Below are 18,293 nucleotides of genomic sequence, written 5' to 3'. Positions count from 1 at the left end.
GCATCGGCTGGCCGCAGATCACCATGCCGACTGGATGGTGTCAAGCTGGCCGATACCGCAAGGTTCGGCGCCAGCAGTCCCGCTTTCGCGCGAAAACCGCGAATGACGACGTGCGAACATGCGAACCTTGCGCAACGGGTCGTTCCGGCCGTCGATGGAGGTCATAGCATTTGGACATAACAGACCGACATTTCTCGATTAGACTGCAATGAATTTGGCGCGCATCCCCAAGTCGGCTGATTGGCGATGCGCCGGTCAGTCGATTCGTGGCCGCGCGCGACACCTGTTCGCGGCCTGATGTCGAAGCGGACGGACGATCCGCCACGACGAGGGGAGTGTGGTGCTGATGATAAAGTCGACAAGCGATTCCGGGCGCATAGCCCGCCCCTCGCCCTATCCTGCAAGCCATAGCATTTGAACATGGCACCGCGAGATTTCTCTATTGGACCACAAATATGAATGCGCGCATGGGTCGGCCCCTTATTGTCAATTGAATTAATTGACATATCGATTTGCAGCGCATCAAGGGAGGATTTGAACATGGTTTCGTCGAAAGCCAAAGCGTATCTGGCGGTCACCACGGCGTTGGGAATGGCGATGCTCGCCGTTCCGGCGCACGCACAGGAGGCCGAAACCAAAGAAGCCTTTGCCAGCACCGACATCATCGTCACCGCGCAGAAGCGCGAACAGAATCTGCAGGATGTGCCGGTCGCCATATCGGTCGTGTCGGGCGACCAGCTCGAGCGATCGAACGTCAATTCGGCCGAGCAATTGTTCCAGCGTGTCCCCACGCTGACCTTCCGCAAGGGCAACACGAACAAGGATTCGGCGCTGTCGATCCGTGGTGTCGGCACCATTTCCTTCTCGTCGGGCGTCGAGCCGTCGGTGTCGACCGTCATCGACGGCGTCGTCTATGCGCGCACCGGGCAGCAGACGTCGGACTTCCTCGACGTCGAGCGCATCGAAGTGTTGCGCGGGCCGCAGGGCAGCCTGTTCGGCAAGAACGCCAGCGCCGGCGTGATCAACATCGTGTCGCGCGAGCCCGGTAACGAGCTGGGCGGCTATATCGATGCCGCCTGGTACGAGGGCAATGAATATCGCATCCGCGGCAGCATCGGCGGCCCGCTCGGCGACGGCATTCGCGCCTCGCTCACCGGCTTCTGGTCGCAATATGACGGCAACGCGCGCAACGTGTTCAACAACCGCAAGGTCAATGGATATGAGCATTGGGGCGTGCGCGGCAAAGTGATTGCCGAGCCGACCGACAACCTCAAGATCACGCTGATCGCCGATTATTCGAAGAACAGCGACAATGGCTTTGCCGACAGTATCGGGACCGTCTTCCCGTCGGCATTCAACAATGCGGTGTTCATCCCCAGCCTCGCGCCGCTGACGCTCGACGGCAAGAACAAGGACATCGACAACGACCTCGATCCGTACACCAAGGACAAGAACAGCGGCGTGTCGGGGCAGATCGACCTCGACCTCGGCGGGGTCACGCTGACCTCGATCACCGCTTATCGTCACTGGTATAATTTCCAGCAGCGCGACGGCGATTTCCGGTCGGATGCGCCATCCTATGTCAACACCGGCACCGCGGCGGGCGACGTCCGCTCGCACGATCGCGGCGACCTGAAGTTCGACCAGTTCACGCAGGAATTGCGCATCGCGTCGGCCAATCCGCAATTTTTCGAATATGTTGCGGGGCTTTATTATTATCACACCAAGGAAGTCGATTTCTTCAACCGCACGGTGACAAGCTGCACCGCATCGACGCTGCCGACCGTCGGCGGGCTGACGCCGTGCGCCGCCGGGTCGTCGACCTATCTGACCAACGAGGGCAATGCCGATTTCACGACGAAGCTCACCAGCTACTCGGCATTCGGTCAGGCGACGCTGAATTTTACCGACGCGTTCCGCGGTATCGTCGGCCTGCGGCATACCAACGACAAGGTCAGCTACGACTTTGCCCGCCGTTCGACCTCGCTCGCGGCCTTTTCCGGGGTGAACCCGGCCTTCGCTTCGGCGGGGTCGATCAAGGACACCGGCTGGTCGGGCAATGCGGGCCTGCAATATGATGTGACCGACGATGTCGTCGCCTACACGACCTATACCCGCGGCTATAAGGGTCCGGCGCTCAATATCTTCTTCAACATGCTGGCGCGCGACACCGGCCGCATCGATCCCGAAAAGTCCGACGCCTATGAAGTCGGCTTGAAGACGCGGCTGTTCGACCGTCGCCTGACGCTCAACATCGCCGGCTTTTATGCCAAATATGACAATTATCAGGCGAACTTCCTCGACCTGGTCGCGGGGCAGGTCGTCACGCGCCTGACCAATGCGGGCACGGTGTCGACGCGCGGGATCGAGGTCGATTTCAACGCCGCGGTGACCGATGATTTCTCGCTGTCGGGCGGGTTCAACTATACCGATGCGCATATCAACGAGTTCATCTGTCCGCCGGGCGCCGCGATCACCTGCGCCGATGCGATCAACGGCAAGCCTTTGCCCTTTGCACCGAAATATAAGGGCACGGTGACGATGGACTGGCGCCTACCGCTGAATATCGACGGGTTCAACGTCGATCTGAACAGCTCGCTCGGCTATCAGAGCAAGACCCGTTTCGACATCAACCAGAACCCCAATGCGGTTCAAGGCGCCTATGCGATCTGGGATGCCGGGATCAAGGTGAGCACCGACGACGACAAATACAGCCTTTCGTTCATCGTCAAGAACCTGACCGACAAGCAGTTCGTGATCCAGCGCATCCCGAACGGCACGTCGTTCATGCGCCAGATTACGCCACGCGATGCCGAGCGCTATTTCGGGGTGACGGCGCGGATGAACTTCTAACCCCCCCTGCCCCGCCGCGTCTGTCCACGACGCGGCGGGGTTCGTGTATAGACGGCCGGCCTCGTGGCGGCGAAAGGAACCTCCCCCATGGCGCTCGACGCGCTCGATACGGGCTTTGCACTCCGCCTCGGCGGACAGACGATCCTGACGCACAGCGAAGGCGCGCCCTGTTTTTTCGTCGGGCGCGGTGAGGCGCATGTTCATTCGAAGCTCGGGCATTTCGATGTGAGCCAAGAGGTGATCGAACGGACCGCGCTGGGGCATGTCGAGGTCGCGGGCGATGTGGTGCGCTTTGCCGAAGTCGCGGGCGCAGCATGGTTGCTCGAGGCGACGGTTTCGGGCGATGGCGACGATGCGACGATCGCGCTGACGGCGCTCGACCCGGCGCTCAACCGGCTGTGGCTGCGCGTGCCCGCCGAAGCGCGCGAGCATGTGTGGGGCGGCGGCGAGCAATTTTCCTATTTCGATCTGCGCGGGCGGCATTTTCCTTTGTGGTCGAGCGAGCCCGGGGTCGGCCGCGATCCGGCGTCACCGTTGTTCCAGCAGGTCGAGGCGCATCGCAAGGGCGGCGGCGGCAGCACCAGGCACACCAATTATCCGCAGCCAACCTTCGTCAGTTCGCGGCGTTATGCATTGCATGTCGACAGCTTTGCCTATGCGGCGTTCGATTTCCGCGCGGCGGATTATCACGAGGTCGAGGTCTGGGAGATTCCGGCGCAGATCGAGCTGTGGGCGCGGCCGCGTTTCACCGAACTCGTCACGGCGCTGTCCGACCGCTTCGGGCGCCAGCCGCCGCTGCCCGAATGGCTGCTGAAGGGCGCGGTGATCGGGCTGAAGGATGGCGAAAAGAGTTTTGCGCGATTGAAGGTCTATGAGGAAGCCGGGGTCGCGGTGTCGGGGCTGTGGTGCGAGGATTGGGTCGGGCTGCGGATCACCAGTTTCGGCAACCGGCTGTTCTGGGACTGGCAGTGGAACGCCGAGCGTTACCCCGACTTGCCCGCACGGATCGCGGAGCTGCGCGAGCGCGGGATCCGGTTTCTGGGCTATGTGAACCCCTATCTCGCGGTCGACGGGCCGCTCTATGCCGAGGCCGTCGCGCAAGGCTTCATGGTGATGCATTCCGAAAAGGACGAGCCCTATGTCATTGACTTTGGCGAGTTCGATTGCGGGCATGTCGACTTCACCAATCCGGCAGCGGCGGCCTGGTTCGCCGACACGATCATCGGCGAGAAGATGATCGATTTCGGCCTGTCGGGCTGGATGGCCGATTTTGGCGAATATCTGCCCGTCGATGTCCGGCTGGCGAATGGCGAGAGCGGGATGACGGCACATAATCGCTGGCCGGCGCTGTGGGGCGAGGTCAATGCGAAGGGCGTGGCAGGGCGCGGGCAGACCGGCGAGACGATGCTATTCATGCGGTCGGGCGCGGCGGGCGTGCAAGGCCATTGCCCGATGCTGTGGGCCGGCGATCAGGCGGTCGATTTCAGCCGCCATGACGGCATCGGCACGGTGATCTGCGCCGCGCTGTCGGCGGGGATGCTGGGCAACGCGCATCATCATAGCGATTGTGGCGGCTATACCAGCCTGTTCGACACCACCCGCGACGCCGAGCTGGCGATGCGCTGGGCCGAGATGTCGGCGTTTACGTCGATGATCCGCACGCACGAGGGCAACCGGCCGCGGCAGAATGTGCAATATGACGACGATCCCGATCTGCTCGCGCATTTTGCGAAAATGACGCGGATCTATGCGCATCTGGCGCCCTATTTGCGGCGGTTGTCAAAAGAGGCTTCGGAAACGGGGCTGCCCGTGCAGCGGCCATTGTTCCTGCATTTCGAAGACGATCCGGAAACCTATTCCGTCCAGACGAGCTATCTGCTCGGGCCGGATCTGCTCGTCGCGCCGGTGATTGCGGCGGGGAAAAGCGCGTGGACGACCTATCTGCCCGCGGGGGCCGAGTGGGTGCATGTCTGGTCGGGTGACACTTATGGCGGCGGCGCCCATGTGACGGTCGCGGCGCCGTTCGGCCAGCCGCCGGTGTTCTATCGCGCGGGATCGGCCGATGCGGCGCTGTTCGACGGGATTGTCGCGGCCTGAATCCCGACCTAGGAACAGGGCGAGGAGATCGTCCGTTGAGTATCGCCAGCATCGCCCTGCCCCGCATTTTCCGCATCGGCGGCGGCGCATCGAAAGAGCTGCCCGAGGTGTTGGCGGCGCTGGGGTTGTCGCGGCCGTTGATCGTCACCGATACCTATCTGGTCAGCAGCGGACGCGTCGCCGAATTGACCGATGGGCTGGCGGCGGCGGGGATCGCGGCGCGGGTGTTCGCCGATACGGTGCCCGACCCGACGGTCGTGTCGATCGATGCGGGCGTGGCGTTCCTTTTGGAAGGCGATCACGATTGTGTCGTCGGCTTTGGCGGCGGCAGCCCGCTCGACAGCGCGAAGGCGATCGCCTTGCTCGGCAAATTCGGCGGGGCGATGGCCGATTACAAGGCGCCGCATGTTCAGGATGCGCCGGGGCTGCCGGTGATCGCGATCCCGACGACCGCAGGCACGGGGTCGGAGGCGACGCGCTTCACGATCATCACCGACGAGGCGACCGACGAGAAAATGCTGTGCCCGGGGCTCGCCTATCTGCCGGTCGCGGCGCTCGTCGATTATGAACTGACCTTTACCAAGCCGGTGCGGCTGACCGCCGATACGGGGATCGATTCGCTGACGCACGCGATCGAGGCCTATGTATCGAAGCGCGCGAACCCGTTCAGCGACGGCATGGCTTTGCTGGCGATGCGCGCGATCGCGCCCAATTTGCGGCGGGTGTGCAGCGACCCGACGGATGCGGCGGCGCGCGAGGCGATGATGCTGGGCGCGACGCAGGCGGGGATCGCTTTTTCGAACAGCTCGGTCGCGCTGGTGCACGGGATGAGCCGGCCGATCGGGGCGCATTTCCATGTCCCGCACGGGCTGTCGAACGCGATGCTGCTGCCTGTGGTGACCGCCTGGTCGGCGCCCGCGGCGCTGCATCGTTATGCGGACTGCGCGCGGGCGATGGGGGTGGCGGACGACAGCGAGGGCGATCAGTCGGCGGTGGCGCGGTTGCTCGATGAGCTGGCGGCGCTCAACCGCGAGCTCGAGGTGCCGGGGCCGGCGGCTTGGGGCATCGACGCGGCGCGCTGGGACGCGCTGGTACCAGTGATGTGCGCGCAGGCGGCGGCTTCGGGATCACCCGCGAACAATCCGCGCGTGCCGGGTGCCGAGGAGATGGCGATGCTTTATGCGCAGGTTTGGGCGGGATAAAATCTTTTGTTCATCAACGGGTAACCCACGCCCTGCTTAGGCGCGCTTGCCCCGTCCCCTTCTCTCCTACGTCTCAAACGTGGGGGCGGGGTATCCTACTACACATGATCGTCATCCCGGACCTGATCCGGGACCCGCCTGTTCCTTCGAGAGAAGGCAGGCCCCGGGTCAAGCCCGGGGTGACGGTAGAGTCAGAGCTCCAGCGGCCCATGCTTCATCTTCGGCAGCACATGGCGCGCGAAGAGGTCGGCTTCGGCGGCGTGCGGATAGCCTGAGAGGATGAAGGCTTCGATGCCCATGTCCTGATAGCGATTCAGCTTTGCGAGCACCTGGTCGGGATCGCCGACGATCGCGGCGCCGCAGCCCGAGCGGGCGCGGCCGACGCCGGTCCACAGATTGTCCTCGACATAGCCGTCGTCGGACGCGGCCTCGCGCAAGGCAACCTGCGCGTTGACGCCGAACGACTGCGAATCGAGCGACTTGGCCTTGATCTCGGCGCCCTTCGCGGCGTCGAGTTTCGAGAGCAGGCGGTCGGCGGCGGTGCGCGCTTCGCTTTCGGTGTCGCGCACGATCATGTGCGCGCGGTAGCCGAATTTGAGCGTGCGGCCATAGGCGGCGGCGCGCTTGGTCATGTCGGCGATGATGTCGCGAACGACCTCTTCGCGGTCGGGCCACATCAGGAAGACGTCGCAGCCTTTCGCGGCAGCATCGCGGGCGGCGGGCGAGAGGCCGCCGAAATAGAGCGGCGGTGCCTTGCCCGACACCGTGCCGACGCGCGCGGGTTCGAGCTTCAGCTTCCAGAACTCGCCGTCATGGTCGAGCCCCTGACCATTGAGCAGCGTCTTGAGGATATGCATCGCCTCGACGGTACGGCGGTAGCGCGGTTCGGAGTCCATCGCCTCGCCGGGCATGTCGGAGGAGATGATGTTGACCGTCAGGCGGCCGCCGAGGATCTGGTCGATCGTCGCGATCTGGCGCGCAAGCTGCGGCGGCCAGCTTTCGCCGATGCGGACCGCCATCAGCAGGCGGATGCGCTTGACCATCGTCGCGATCGCGGCCGCGAAGGCGGTGGTATCGATGCCGAGCGCATAACCCGAGGGGAGCAGGATATTGTCGAAGCCGAGTGTATCGGCCTGCATCACGATGTCGCGGCAATGCTCCCAGCTCGATTTGAGCATCGGGTCGGGGACGCCGAGAAATTCATAGTCGTCGTCGCAGAGCGCCGAAAACCAGCTGACTTCGCACGAGCGGTCGGTCATGGCAGATTCTCCCCCATCGATGTTTGCAGCACCGCATACCATTCGGCGCGCGTCCAGCGCGGGGCGAAGGCCTGCGGAATGTCCTTGATACGGTCGGGGTTCTGCGTGCCGACGATCGGGATCGGACGCGCGGGATGCGCCATCACCCAGCTATAGGTCGCGGCGGCACGCGAGACGTCGTACTCGGCCGCCTTGGCATCGAGCAGTCCGGCGACTGCGCGCGTGCGCTCGTCGGCCGGATCGCCGAGCCGGCCGCCGCCGAGGGGCGACCAGGCGAGGAAGCTCATGCCCTCGGCCATCGACTGATCGAAGATGCCGTCGAAGAGCGGGGCGAGGTGGAGCGGGGAAAATTCGCTCTGATGGCTGACCAGCGGCACGGGGAGGAATTTTGCCAGCGCGGCGGTTTGCGCGGGGGTGAAGTTCGAGACGCCGATCGCGCCGATCTTGCCCGCAATGTGCGCATCCTCGAGCGTCCGCGCGATTTCCTGCGGGTGCGCGAGCAGGTCGGGGCGGTGGATCTGCCACAGCTCGACATGATCGGTGCGCAAGCGCTGCAGCGAGATGTCGATCGCCGAGGTCAGGTACGTCACGCTGCTGTCATAGGGGACGCCGAGGATGATCCCGCCCTTTGTCGCGAGCACCATCTTGTCGCGCAGCCCGGGGGCTTCGGCGAAGACGTCGCCGAGCAGCGCCTCGGCCGAGCCAAAGCCGCCGGGGGTGTCGCAGCCGTAAATGTCGGCGGTGTCGAAGAGGTTCACCCCGGCCTCGAACGCGGCATCGATGCGCGCGCGCGCGGTGGCGACATCGACACCGGCGAAACGCCACATGCCCCAGGCGATCGGTGAAACCTCATGACCGGCGAGAGTCACATTGGCGGGAGCGGGAAGAAAATCTGACATCGCTGTCATATACTCCTTAATCGGATGCGAGGAAAGCGGGTTTGTTGTGACTGGTTATCTCAGTGCGCGAGCACCGGCGCGGCCTCGCCGTCGTCCTCCTCATCGACCGCCATGATGCGCGGCAGAATGAGGTGGATCGCGGCGAGCGCGACGAGATAGGTTCCGGCGCAGACAAGGAACATCGGCAGATACCCCCTGCCCGTATCGAGCGACCAGCCCGCGAACTCGATCATCGCCATGCCCGAGAGGTTCCCGGCAAAGGCGCCGATGCCGATCGCCGAACCGACGATACGCGCGGGGAAGACGTCGGTGGTCAGCCCGAAGATATTGGTCGAGAAGCCCTGATGCGCGAAGAGCGCGAGGCCGAGGATCATCGCCGCGACCCACGCGCTGTCGACGCCGATAAGCAAGGGCACGGGCAGGATCAGCAAGGCGTAGATCAGCATCGTCGTCTTGCGCGCCGCGTTGACGGTCCAACCCCGGTTCATCAGGTAAGACGGCAGGAAACCGCCGGTGATGCCGCCGAGCGCCGCCATGAAATAGACGAAGGCGACGGGAAGCCCGAGCGTGCCCTGCGTCAGCCCGAAGAGGCGGTGGAACAGGTCGGGCATGAAGAAAAGCAGGAACCACCACACCTGATCGGTGAGCGCTTTCCCGAGGATGACCGCCCATTGGCGGCGATCGCGGAGCAGGCTGCTCCACGCGATCTTTGGCGCCGCGGCGTCGCGCGCGGCGTTCGGCTGTTCGGGGATGCGAACGGCCAGCCAGACGACGACCCAGACAAGCCCGAGCCCGCCGGCGATCAGGAAGGTCGCCTGCCAGCCCCACATCAGTGCCATCACCGGGATCAGCAACGGTGTCAGGATCGCGCCGACATTGGGCGCGATGCCGCCGAGGCCGAGGACGAAGCTTCGCTCTTTCGCGTTGAAGTAGGTGGCGGCGGTCTTCACCGCGGCGGGGGTGCCGATCGATTCGGCGGCGCCGAGGACGGCGCGCGAGGCGACGAAACCCGAGACGGTCGAGGCAAAGGCGTGCGCCATGCCCGCGAGGCTCCACACGCCGACGCCGATGGCGAAGCCCCAGCGCAGCCCGACCTTGTCGATGAACCAGCCTGTGCCGAGAAAGGCGAGCGCGGCGGCGAACTGGAAGGCCGAGGCCATGTGGCTGTAATCGCGGTCGGACCAGTCGAACTCGAGTTGAAGCGTCGGCTTCAGCAGCGCGAGGATCTGGCGGTCGACATAGTTGAGGACGATCGCGATGAAGACGAGCCCCACCACGAGCCAGCGGCGTCTGTCGGCGATTTGCGCCACTTGTCTCTCCCCGAATCCTTCTGTCTCAGGATAAGATAACGTTGTCATACTGGAATGGACAGCGAAATTTTCGTCGCCTTCGCGGGGGCGACGGTTAGGTGCGCGGCGCTGCCGTCGAGCCGCGCACGACCAATTTGTGCGGGAGCTGGCGGCGCTCGACCGTCTCGCCGAATGCGAGCAGCAGGTCGGCGGCGGCATAGCCGAGGTCGCGGATCGGCTGGTGGATCGTGGTAAGCGCCGGCCAGACGACCTGCGCCAGATCGGTGTCGTCGAAGCCCGCAACCGATAGCTGCCCGGGCACCGCGACGCCCAGCCGGTGCGCCGCCGCGAGGACGCCCGCCGCCATATCGTCGCTGCTGGCGAAGATCGCGGTCGGCGGCGTATCGAGCGCCAGCAGCGCCTCGGCCGCGGCGGATCCCGACTGGAAATCGAACTGGCCCGGAAAGACCAGCCCGGCGTCGAAGCCGATCCCCGCGCGCTGAAGCGCCTGCCGGTAGCCGGTGAGTCGCTGGCCGCTCGCGAAATAATTGCCATGCCCGGTGACGAAGCCGATGCGGCGGTGGCCGAGCGAAATCAGATAGGCGGTCATGTCGTCGGCGGCCTGCACATTGTCGATGTAAACCGCCGATGTGGCGGTCAGATCGGTGCCGGGCTGGACGCGCACGACGGGGATCTTGCGGCGGAACAATTCGGCGAGCGCGGTGCCGACGTCGGTCACCGGCGGGGTCATGATGATGCCGTCGAGCTGCGCCTGATCGATCAGCGCGCCGATATCGTCGACGAGGCCGGGCGAGTTGATGTCGCACGGCTGGACGATCATGCGGAAATCGGCCTCGCGGCAGCGCTGCCCGACGCCGGCCTGCATGTTGAAGATATAATAGGGGCTGGGGTTGTCGTGGATCAGCCCGATCTGGAACGAGCGTTTCCCGGCAAGCGTCCGTGCGGCAAGGCTGGGGTGATAGTTGAGGCGCGCGACCGCCTCCTCGACCTTTTGCCGCATGTCGTCGCTGACATAGCGTTCCTTGTTGAGCACGCGCGACACGGTCTTGATCGACACCCCGGCGACACGCGAGACATCCTTGATCGTCGCCCGGGTCATGCGCTGCGGCATTCCGCGCCTGGCTGGCAAATCATCGTCACGGCTGCGCATCTCCCCGTTCGGCCTGCTGACCACGCTGTCTGCTTTGGCGCGTCACACCGCGCACCGCAAGAGAAGCCTTGCGCCCGCGTCGGGGTTGGCGATATGTCCCGATTATATGACAGCGCTAGACAGAAACGAGTTGACCTCGATGCGGCACGCGCATTGGAACAATTTGCCGAGCGGCGGCGACCTGTTCGGCGAATTGCACCTTGCGCAGACCGTCGCCGGGACGGCGCCGAAAGGCAGCCTGTTCCCCGGCCTCGCCGCCTGCGCGGTGGCATCGGCGGCCGCGGCATGGCTGTCCGACCATTATGGTTTTCCGATCATCCTGCTCGGCCTGCTCGTCGGGCTGGCGCTCAATTTCATCTCGGCCAATGAGGCGACGCACCGCGGCCTCGACTTTGCGTCGCGCACCTTCCTGCGCGTCGGAATCGTCGTGCTCGGGTTGCAGGTCACCTTCCAGCAGATCGCGGTGATCGGCCCGGTGCCCTTTGCCGCGCTGATCGTCATCATGACGCTGACGATGGGCGCGGGCTTTCTGGGCGCAAGGCTGTCGGGGCAATCGCCCTATGCCGGACTGCTTGCAGGCGGCGCGACGGCGATCTGCGGCGCCAGCGCCGCGCTCGCGCTCTATGGCGTGATCGGGCGGGAGCGATTGTCGCAGGCGCAATTCGCGCTGACGCTGGTCGGTGTTTCGCTCGCGAGCGCGCTCGCGATGACGATCTATCCTTTGCTCGCCGCGCGGTTCGGGCTGAGCGATGCGCAGGCGGGTTTCCTGATCGGGGCGTCGATCCATGACGTCGCGCAGGCGATCGGCGGCGGCTACGCCTTTTCCGACGCAGCGGGGGCAAGCGCGACGATCGTCAAGCTGGCGCGCGTCGCGCTGCTCGCGCCCGTGGTCGCACTGGTCGGGTTGCTGCTGAAGCCCGAGGACGGCAGCGAGCAACGCATCTGGCGGCGTCTTGCCCTGCCCTGGTTCATCACTGCCTTCTTTGCGATGGTGGCGCTGAACAGTCTTGCACCGATCCCCGATGCCGTGCGCGGCGGCGCGCTGACGGCGTCGAAGGCGCTGCTGCTGCTCGCGGTCACCGCGACCGCGATGCGGACGCGGATGGACCTGCTGCTCGACATGGGCTGGCGCGCGGGCGTTCCGGTGTTGCTCGCCTCGCTGACGAGCTTTGCCGTATCGCTGCTGTTCGCGCTCGCGATCGTCTAAAGCCCGAGCAGCTTTCGCGCATTGCCCGAGCGGATTTTGACGCGCTCCTCGTCGGTCAGGTCGAGCTTCGCGAAGGCTTCGAGCGTCTTGGGCAGCGAGATTTGCGGGAAGTCCGACGCGAGCAGCACATGGTCGACGCCGACATTACGGATCGTCCAGACATATTCATCCTCGATCGGCGAGTCCGCCGCAAGAATCACGCTTGCCGAAATGTCGAAATAGATATTGTCGGCGAAGAGGCGGTCGGCCGTGCGCGCGAGCGCGAGGATGTTCCAGAAGCGGAAGTTCATTCCGCCCATATGCCCGAAGATGAACTTCGTCTTCGGCGCCGCGAGCGCCAGGTTGAACAGTTTCTCACTGTCGCCGGGCAGGATGTTGGCATTGTCCATCACCACGATCAGCCCGGCAGCGCCTGCGCGCTTCACCAGCGCCAGCACCCGCGCATCGGCGGCGTCGAATTTCTGGGTGTGCGGGTGGATCTTGAGCAGTTTCACCCCGCGCGCGGCGACGCGATCGACTTCGGCCAGCGCGGCATCGCCGTCATAGGGATGGACCGTCGCGATAGCGATCATGCCGGGGTGCTTTGCCGCAAGCGCGATCAGCGCGTCGTTGCGCGTCCGGATATCGGCGGGATTGCCCGCGAGCGCCTGATTGGGGCCGCCGAACCACATCGCGCCGAACGCATCGACCGATTGCCCGGACGCTTTGAGCTGCGCCTGATATTCGGCGATCGAGGCTTCGCCGTTGTGGAGGTGGACGTGGGTGTCGATGACGGCATCCTGCGCGGCGGCAGGAATAGCAGGCGTCAGGAGGGCAATCGAAAGCAACAGGGCGCGCATGGGGGCTCCAATGGGTAAAGTCGGGAATGCCCCGACTTGCCACAAAGCGAGCTCATCGCCAATTACCTCGGAGCGGATCGGCGGCGCGGGGGGCGTTGAAACCAGCCCCGCGCCGCGCATTGGTCAGAGCGGCGAACCGCCGAGTTTGTAGGTCAGCTGCATAAAAACGCTGCGGCCGACGCTGTCGAACCAGCTGGTGTTGTAATAGGGATAGCTGGTCCAGGTCGGATCCTTCACCGGCATCTTGTCGAACACATTCCGCACCGTCAGCGACCCGCGCATATGATCGGTGAAATCATATTGCAGCGTGGCGTTGAACAAATAGCTTGCCTTGATGAAGGCATCTTCGTCGAAATTGGGCAGCTTGCCGAGACGCGTACCCGAGAAAGTGAATTGCGCGCCGTCCGACGCCCAGGTGATGCTGCCGTTCGACTTGTCGCGCGGCAGGTAATAGCCACTGTCCGCCGCCAGCTTGTTGATCACCGGATCGCCCGGATATTGCTGGAAGCTGTGCTTGAACACATGGCTGTGCGCGAGCGACAGGGTAAAGTCGCCGAAGCTGGTCGGCAACGTGCCGCGGAACGCGACGTCGATGCCGCTGGTCTTTTCGCGCGCGATGTTGATCGGGTTGACGCGGATCGCTTCGATCTCGCCCGCCAGCGAGCCGCTCGTGAAGCGGTTGACGCGGGCGATCGCGTCCAGACAGGTCGGCGAGTTGATATCGACCGCCGCGCCATTCTCGGTCCGCCCGATCCGGCAATCGGCTTCGTCGCGCACAATCTGGTTGGTGCTGAGGTCGTCGACCTGATTGTCGAGCGTGACGCGGAAATAGTCGACCGAAACGTGCAGGCGGCTCGACGGCGAAAAGACGATACCCGCAGTCAGCGTCTTGCCGGTTTCGGCGGCGAGATCGCGGTTGCCGTTGCGATTGACGACGACCCCGGTGCCCGAATAGCTGCAATCGCTGATATCCTCGCCGGGTTCCTCAGTGCGGCAGAGATAATAGTCGTCGACGCTGCTTTGCACATTGCCCGGTCCGGTGAAGACATAGTGGAGGTCGGGCGCGCGGAAGGCGGTGCCATAGGCGGCGCGGAACAGCAGGCTTTCGGTCGGGCGGACTTCGATGCCGCCATTATAGGTGAATTTGCCGACATCGCGGCCGTCGAAGCCGAAGGTGTCGTACCGCGCGGCGCCGGTCAGCGTGACGAAGCTGAGCACCGGAACGCGCAATTCGCCACCGATCGCGCCATGACTGCGCTTGCCCGCGCCGTCGCTGTCCTTCCAGCTGTAATAATAATCGGTGAGCGCGAGCGGGTCGGGATTAAGATTATAGCCCTGCTTGCCATATTCGGCGACAGCGGCGAAGCCGACCGGGCCGGCGGGAAGCTGGAACAGCTCGCCGTTGGTGATCGTCGCCTGCAGATTGCTGGTCCAGCTGACCGGCTTGTACACCGTGTCGGCCGAGATGCTGTCATATTCGGCGCGGGTCAGCGCGCGATAGAAGCGCGCCGGATCGGCGTTGAAAATCGGATAGCCCGTGTCTTCGTCGATCCCGAGCTGCGGCCCGAGATACAGGTCGCGCGCCTTGCTGTTGATGATCTGCGGCCAGCGCACGATCGATTTGTAGCGGCTGTAGTTGAACGACAGCTCGTAATTCCAGCTGCTGCCGAAATTGCCGCGGATGCCCGGCGTGATGCTGTACGTCGTCTGCTTGTTGCGCTGCATTTCGAAGCCACCGGTTTCCTCCGGCGTGAACTGGCGTGACCAGTCGTCGACGTCGTCGATGAAGCTGTTGTAGAAAGTATTGTCCGAACTCGACGACGAATTTTCGAACGCCCAGCTCGTCACGTCGTACATCAGCCGGACCTTGCTGATCCCGAACTGGAAGTCGGTGAACAGCTTGGCATTGTCCGACAGCTCGTACGACATGGTGCCGAAGCTGTTGAAGCCCTTGCGCCCCGAAACGATCGTGCCGTAGCCGATCGATTCCTTGCTGCCGCAATAATAGCCGGGGCCATAATCATCGAGGGCATCGTCGAATTCGCCGTACCGCGGGCGCGAGGCATAGATGGTCGTGCCGCGGTTAAGGTTCGACAGCGCGGCGCAGGTGTCGGCGCCCGGATCGATATAGGTGTCACTGTCGATGTTATAGCGCAGGAAGGTGCGCCGCGCGATCGTGCTGCCCGGGCTGTCGTCGGTGCTGTCCTGGATCTTGCGCTGATACGCCCAGAGCGGGCGCTGATCGAGATATTCGATGCCGCCGGCGATGCTGAAACGGTCGGTCGACCAGCCGCCGGTCGCGGTAAAGCGGTGCGACAGCCCGCCGCCGTGCTGGGTGCGGCCGTGGCGATAGTCGAGCGTGATGCCGTCGAGCTTTTCCTTCATCTTGAAGTTCACGACGCCCGCGATCGCGTCGGAGCCATAGATGGCCGAGCCTGCACCGCTCAGAATTTCGACGCGTTCGATCAGGCTGACGGGGATGTTCGAGATGTCGGTGAAATTGCTGCGGCCGATATAAGGCAGCGGGAAGTCGGCGATGCGGCGGCCGTTGATCAGCACCAGCGTGTGGTTGGGGCCGAGGCCGCGCAGGTCGACCTGCTGCGCGCCGGGGGTGAAGTCGGCGCTGCTGCCCGATTGCGGGCTTTGCGTTTCGCCGCTGTTCTGCGTCATCGCGGCGAGCAATTCGGGGACGCTGGTATAACCATTGGCGCGGATCGTGTCGGAATCGATCGTGGTGACCGGCGAGGGCCCCTGATCCTTTATCGTCGGGATGCGCGATCCGGTGACAATGATCTCCTGCGCTTCGCCTTCGGCGGCGTCCTGCGCAAAGGCCGGTGCGGCCAGCGCGGGCAAGCAAACGCCCAGCCCCAGAACAATCCGAAACGCCCGCTTACCGAAATTCCTCATCTATCAGATCCCCTGCTTCATTCCGGCCCGAATCAAATCGCTGGCCCACCAACCGGATATTTCATCCCATCCACCAGAAAACGTCGATAATTTCAATCACTATGGCGAAATGGGAAATCATATTGTCTTTTTGTGCCGTCATTATGTAACATCGCGCCTTTCAGGGGTCGCCAGAAGGAAGACGGATGCTGCGTTCGATGATGCGGGGATTTTGGCTGTTGGTCGCGGCAATGGGGCTGTCGCTGGCGCCGGCGGCTGCGAAAGAGGCCAAGGACAAGCCTTATGAACATTATGTCTTCGGCAAACTGAACACGCCGACGCCGGGGCCGGTGTCGGGCGGGCTGCTGTTGATGGGCGGCGGCGACCGCAATGTCGATTCGATGAAATGGTTCTTCGGCAAAGCCGGGAACGGCCATATCGTCGTGATTAGCGCATCCTATGGCAAGGAGATCGGCGAGGAATTTTTCGACGAGATCGGCGGCATCCAGTCGACCGAGATCTTCGTCTTTCACGGCCGGTCGCAGGCGACGAACAAGAAGATCCTCGACCGGCTGAAAAAGGCCGACGGCATCTTTATCGCGGGCGGCGATCAGGCGCGGTACGTGCGATACTGGCGCGGGACGCCCGTCGGCGACATCCTGAACGCGCATGTTGCGGCGGGCAAGCCGCTCGCGGGCACCAGCGCCGGCCTCGCGATCCAGGGCGAGAAACTATATGGCGCGATGGACGACGGCAGCCTGAAAAGCCCCGAGGCGCTTGCCGATCCCTTTGGACCCGCAAACACGATCGAGGGCGACTTCCTGCATTTCGCACTGCTCAAGGGCGTCGTCACCGACACGCATTTCAAGGAACGCGAGCGGCTGGGGCGGCTGTTCGCCTTCGTCGCCAAGGCGCAGGTCGGGCGCGCGGCGAGCGAGCCCGCGATGCTGGGCGTCGGCGTCGACGAGAGCGCCGCGCTCGCGGTCGAGCCCGATGGCACGGCGCGCATCTATGCCACCGAGCCCGACGGCTATGCGTGGGTGGTCGACGGGACCGGACTGCGCGGGTTGGAACAGCGCGGCCCGCTCGACGCGCCGCGCGTCAAGGTGACCGGGGTCGGCCCCGGGTCGGTGCTGCACCTGCCGTCGGGGCAAGTCGATGCGCCAGTGTTTGTGCGCAATTATGCCGCGCGCGCCGGCGAGATCGTCGAAGTGCCGCGCTGGTCGCTTGCAATCCACGGCGGCGCCGGGGTGATCGAGCGCGGGTCGCTGTCGCCCGAAAAGGACAAGGCGTATCGCGCCGGGCTGGACGAAGCGTTGCGCACGGGCAGCGCGGTGCTCGACAAGGGCGGCGCGGCGCTCGATGCCGTCGCGGCGGCGATCCGCGTGCTGGAGGATAATCCCCTGTTCAACGCCGGGCGCGGGGCGGTGTTTACCGCCGAGGGAAAGAATGAACTCGACGCCGCGATCATGGACGGCAAGACGCAAAAGGCGGGCGCGGTGGCGGGCGTGACGCGGACGCGGCACCCGATCGACCTGGCGCGCGCGGTGATGGACAAGAGCCCGCATGTGATGCTGGCGGGCGCGGGCGCCGACCGTTTCTCGGTCGAGCGCGGACTGGAGCAGGTCGACCCGAGCTGGTTCCGCACCGACGATCGCTGGCAGCAATTGCTCGCGTGGCGCGCGAAGCAGCAGGCGGCGGTCGACCCGACGCATCTGTTCGGCACCGTCGGCGCGGTCGCGCTCGACGCCGACGGCAATCTTGCCGCCGCGACCTCGACCGGCGGCATGACCGGCAAGCGTTGGGGCCGCATCGGCGATTCGCCGATCATCGGCGCGGGCACCTATGCCAAGAATGGGCAGTGCGCGGTGTCGGCGACCGGATCGGGCGAATATTTCATCCGCGAAAGCGCCGCGCGGCAGCTGTGCGACCGCGTCGCGTGGAAGGGCGAAAGCCTGAGGGACGCCGCGCAAGCGACGATCATGGCGGTCGGCGCGATCGGCGGCGACGGCGGGCTGATCGCGATGGGCCCCGACGGACGCCCCGCCTTTGCCATCAACGACCTGGGCATGTATCGTGGCGGAATGCGCGCCGGGGGCAGTCCACAAACCGCGATCTTCGCCGACGAGAAGCTGGCCGAATGATGCCGCAGTCGGGCGTCAATCTCGACGAGGTCGACGAACGCCTGCTCACCCTGCTGCGCGACGACGCACGGCAGACGATCGCGCAGCTCGCGAAGGAACTCGGCATTTCGCGCGGGGCGATCTATTCGCGGCTCGCGCGGCTGGAGGAGGAGAAGGTCGTCGCCGGATATACGGTGCGGCTGGGCCATGCCTTTATCGCGAGCCGGGTGCGCGCGCATATGATGATCAAGACGCTGCCGCGCTTTCACCGCGAGGTCGAACAGGCGCTGGCATCCTTCGCGCTGGTGCAGGCGATCCATGCGATCAGCGGCGAATATGACATCATCGCGATGCTGGAGGCGGAGGATGGCGCGCAGCTCAACGAGCTGATCGACGAAATCGGCCTGCTCGACGGCGTCGAGCGCACGACGACGTCGGTGATCCTCGCCACCAAGGTCGAACGCTAGC

Annotated in this window: 12 protein-coding genes; 6 read left to right on the top strand and 6 right to left on the bottom strand. The window is 64.5% G+C overall.

All coding sequences use genetic code 11. The annotated features are described in order from the left end of the window. Positions 1-540: 540 nt before the first annotated feature. From AC3A43_RS14940 to AC3A43_RS14930, 3 genes are all read left to right on the top strand, one after another. A complete protein-coding gene (locus AC3A43_RS14940; RefSeq protein ID WP_487793346.1) occupies positions 541-2,853 on the top strand; it encodes a TonB-dependent receptor in 2,313 nt (770 codons plus the stop codon). An 87-nt stretch (positions 2,854-2,940) separates the two neighbouring features. Further along, positions 2,941-4,950 (top strand): alpha-glucosidase, encoded by a 2,010-nt coding sequence (locus tag AC3A43_RS14935; RefSeq protein WP_487793345.1) that lies wholly within the window; start codon positions 2,941-2,943, stop codon positions 4,948-4,950. A gap of 35 nt (positions 4,951-4,985) precedes the next feature. After that, positions 4,986-6,152, top strand: coding sequence for an iron-containing alcohol dehydrogenase (locus tag AC3A43_RS14930; protein WP_487793344.1), 1,167 nt, complete (start codon positions 4,986-4,988; stop codon positions 6,150-6,152). Positions 6,153-6,343: 191 nt separating this feature from the next. Here AC3A43_RS14930 and AC3A43_RS14925 read toward each other — a convergent pair whose 3' ends face one another. The 4 genes from AC3A43_RS14925 to AC3A43_RS14910 all read right to left on the bottom strand — a co-directional run bounded on the left by AC3A43_RS14925 (position 6,344) and on the right by AC3A43_RS14910 (position 10,719). Next, positions 6,344-7,411 carry an LLM class flavin-dependent oxidoreductase gene (locus AC3A43_RS14925; RefSeq protein WP_487793343.1) on the bottom strand — a complete coding sequence of 356 codons (1,068 nt, stop codon included), beginning with the start codon at positions 7,409-7,411 and terminating at the stop codon, positions 6,344-6,346. Then, positions 7,408-8,310 (bottom strand): aldo/keto reductase, encoded by a 903-nt coding sequence (locus AC3A43_RS14920; protein ID WP_487793772.1) that lies wholly within the window; start codon positions 8,308-8,310, stop codon positions 7,408-7,410. Before AC3A43_RS14920 ends, AC3A43_RS14925 begins: the two co-directional genes overlap by 4 nt. A 59-nt stretch (positions 8,311-8,369) precedes the next feature. Next, positions 8,370-9,620, bottom strand: coding sequence for an MFS transporter (locus AC3A43_RS14915; protein WP_487793342.1), 1,251 nt, complete (start codon positions 9,618-9,620; stop codon positions 8,370-8,372). A gap of 94 nt (positions 9,621-9,714) precedes the next feature. Further along, a complete protein-coding gene (locus tag AC3A43_RS14910; RefSeq protein WP_487793341.1) occupies positions 9,715-10,719 on the bottom strand; it encodes a LacI family DNA-binding transcriptional regulator in 1,005 nt (334 codons plus the stop codon). Positions 10,720-10,909: 190 nt separating this feature from the next. On the opposite strand from AC3A43_RS14910, the gene AC3A43_RS14905 reads away from it, so the two are divergent. Further along, a complete protein-coding gene (locus tag AC3A43_RS14905) occupies positions 10,910-11,977 on the top strand; it encodes a YeiH family protein (protein ID WP_487793340.1) in 1,068 nt (355 codons plus the stop codon). Here AC3A43_RS14905 and AC3A43_RS14900 read toward each other — a convergent pair. Both AC3A43_RS14900 and AC3A43_RS14895 read right to left on the bottom strand, forming a co-directional pair. Then, positions 11,974-12,816, bottom strand: a complete 843-nt coding sequence (locus AC3A43_RS14900) for an amidohydrolase family protein (protein WP_487793339.1) — start codon at positions 12,814-12,816, stop codon at positions 11,974-11,976. The two genes, AC3A43_RS14905 and AC3A43_RS14900, sit on opposite strands and share 4 nt — an antisense overlap. A gap of 123 nt (positions 12,817-12,939) precedes the next feature. Continuing rightward, the gene (locus AC3A43_RS14895) at positions 12,940-15,723 is read right to left on the bottom strand and encodes a TonB-dependent receptor domain-containing protein (protein ID WP_487793338.1); all 2,784 of its coding nucleotides are present in this window, start codon (positions 15,721-15,723) and stop codon (positions 12,940-12,942) included. A gap of 197 nt (positions 15,724-15,920) precedes the next feature. Here AC3A43_RS14895 and AC3A43_RS14890 point away from each other — a divergent pair, with 197 nt between their 5' ends. Together AC3A43_RS14890 and AC3A43_RS14885 are read left to right on the top strand one after the other, a co-directional pair. Beyond that, positions 15,921-17,846, top strand: coding sequence for an isoaspartyl peptidase/L-asparaginase (locus AC3A43_RS14890; protein ID WP_487793337.1), 1,926 nt, complete (start codon positions 15,921-15,923; stop codon positions 17,844-17,846). Continuing rightward, on the top strand, positions 17,843-18,292 hold the full coding sequence (locus AC3A43_RS14885; protein WP_487793336.1) for an Lrp/AsnC family transcriptional regulator: 450 nt from the start codon (positions 17,843-17,845) through the stop codon (positions 18,290-18,292). The genes AC3A43_RS14890 and AC3A43_RS14885 overlap by 4 nt, the downstream gene beginning before the upstream one ends. The last annotated feature ends 1 nt before the right edge of the window (position 18,293 follow it).

Source organism: Sphingopyxis sp. Soil_C_28, from assembly GCF_057657055.1.
The sequence above is the reverse complement of the archived record's forward strand: the minus strand, read 5'-3'. Positions and strand labels throughout refer to the sequence as shown.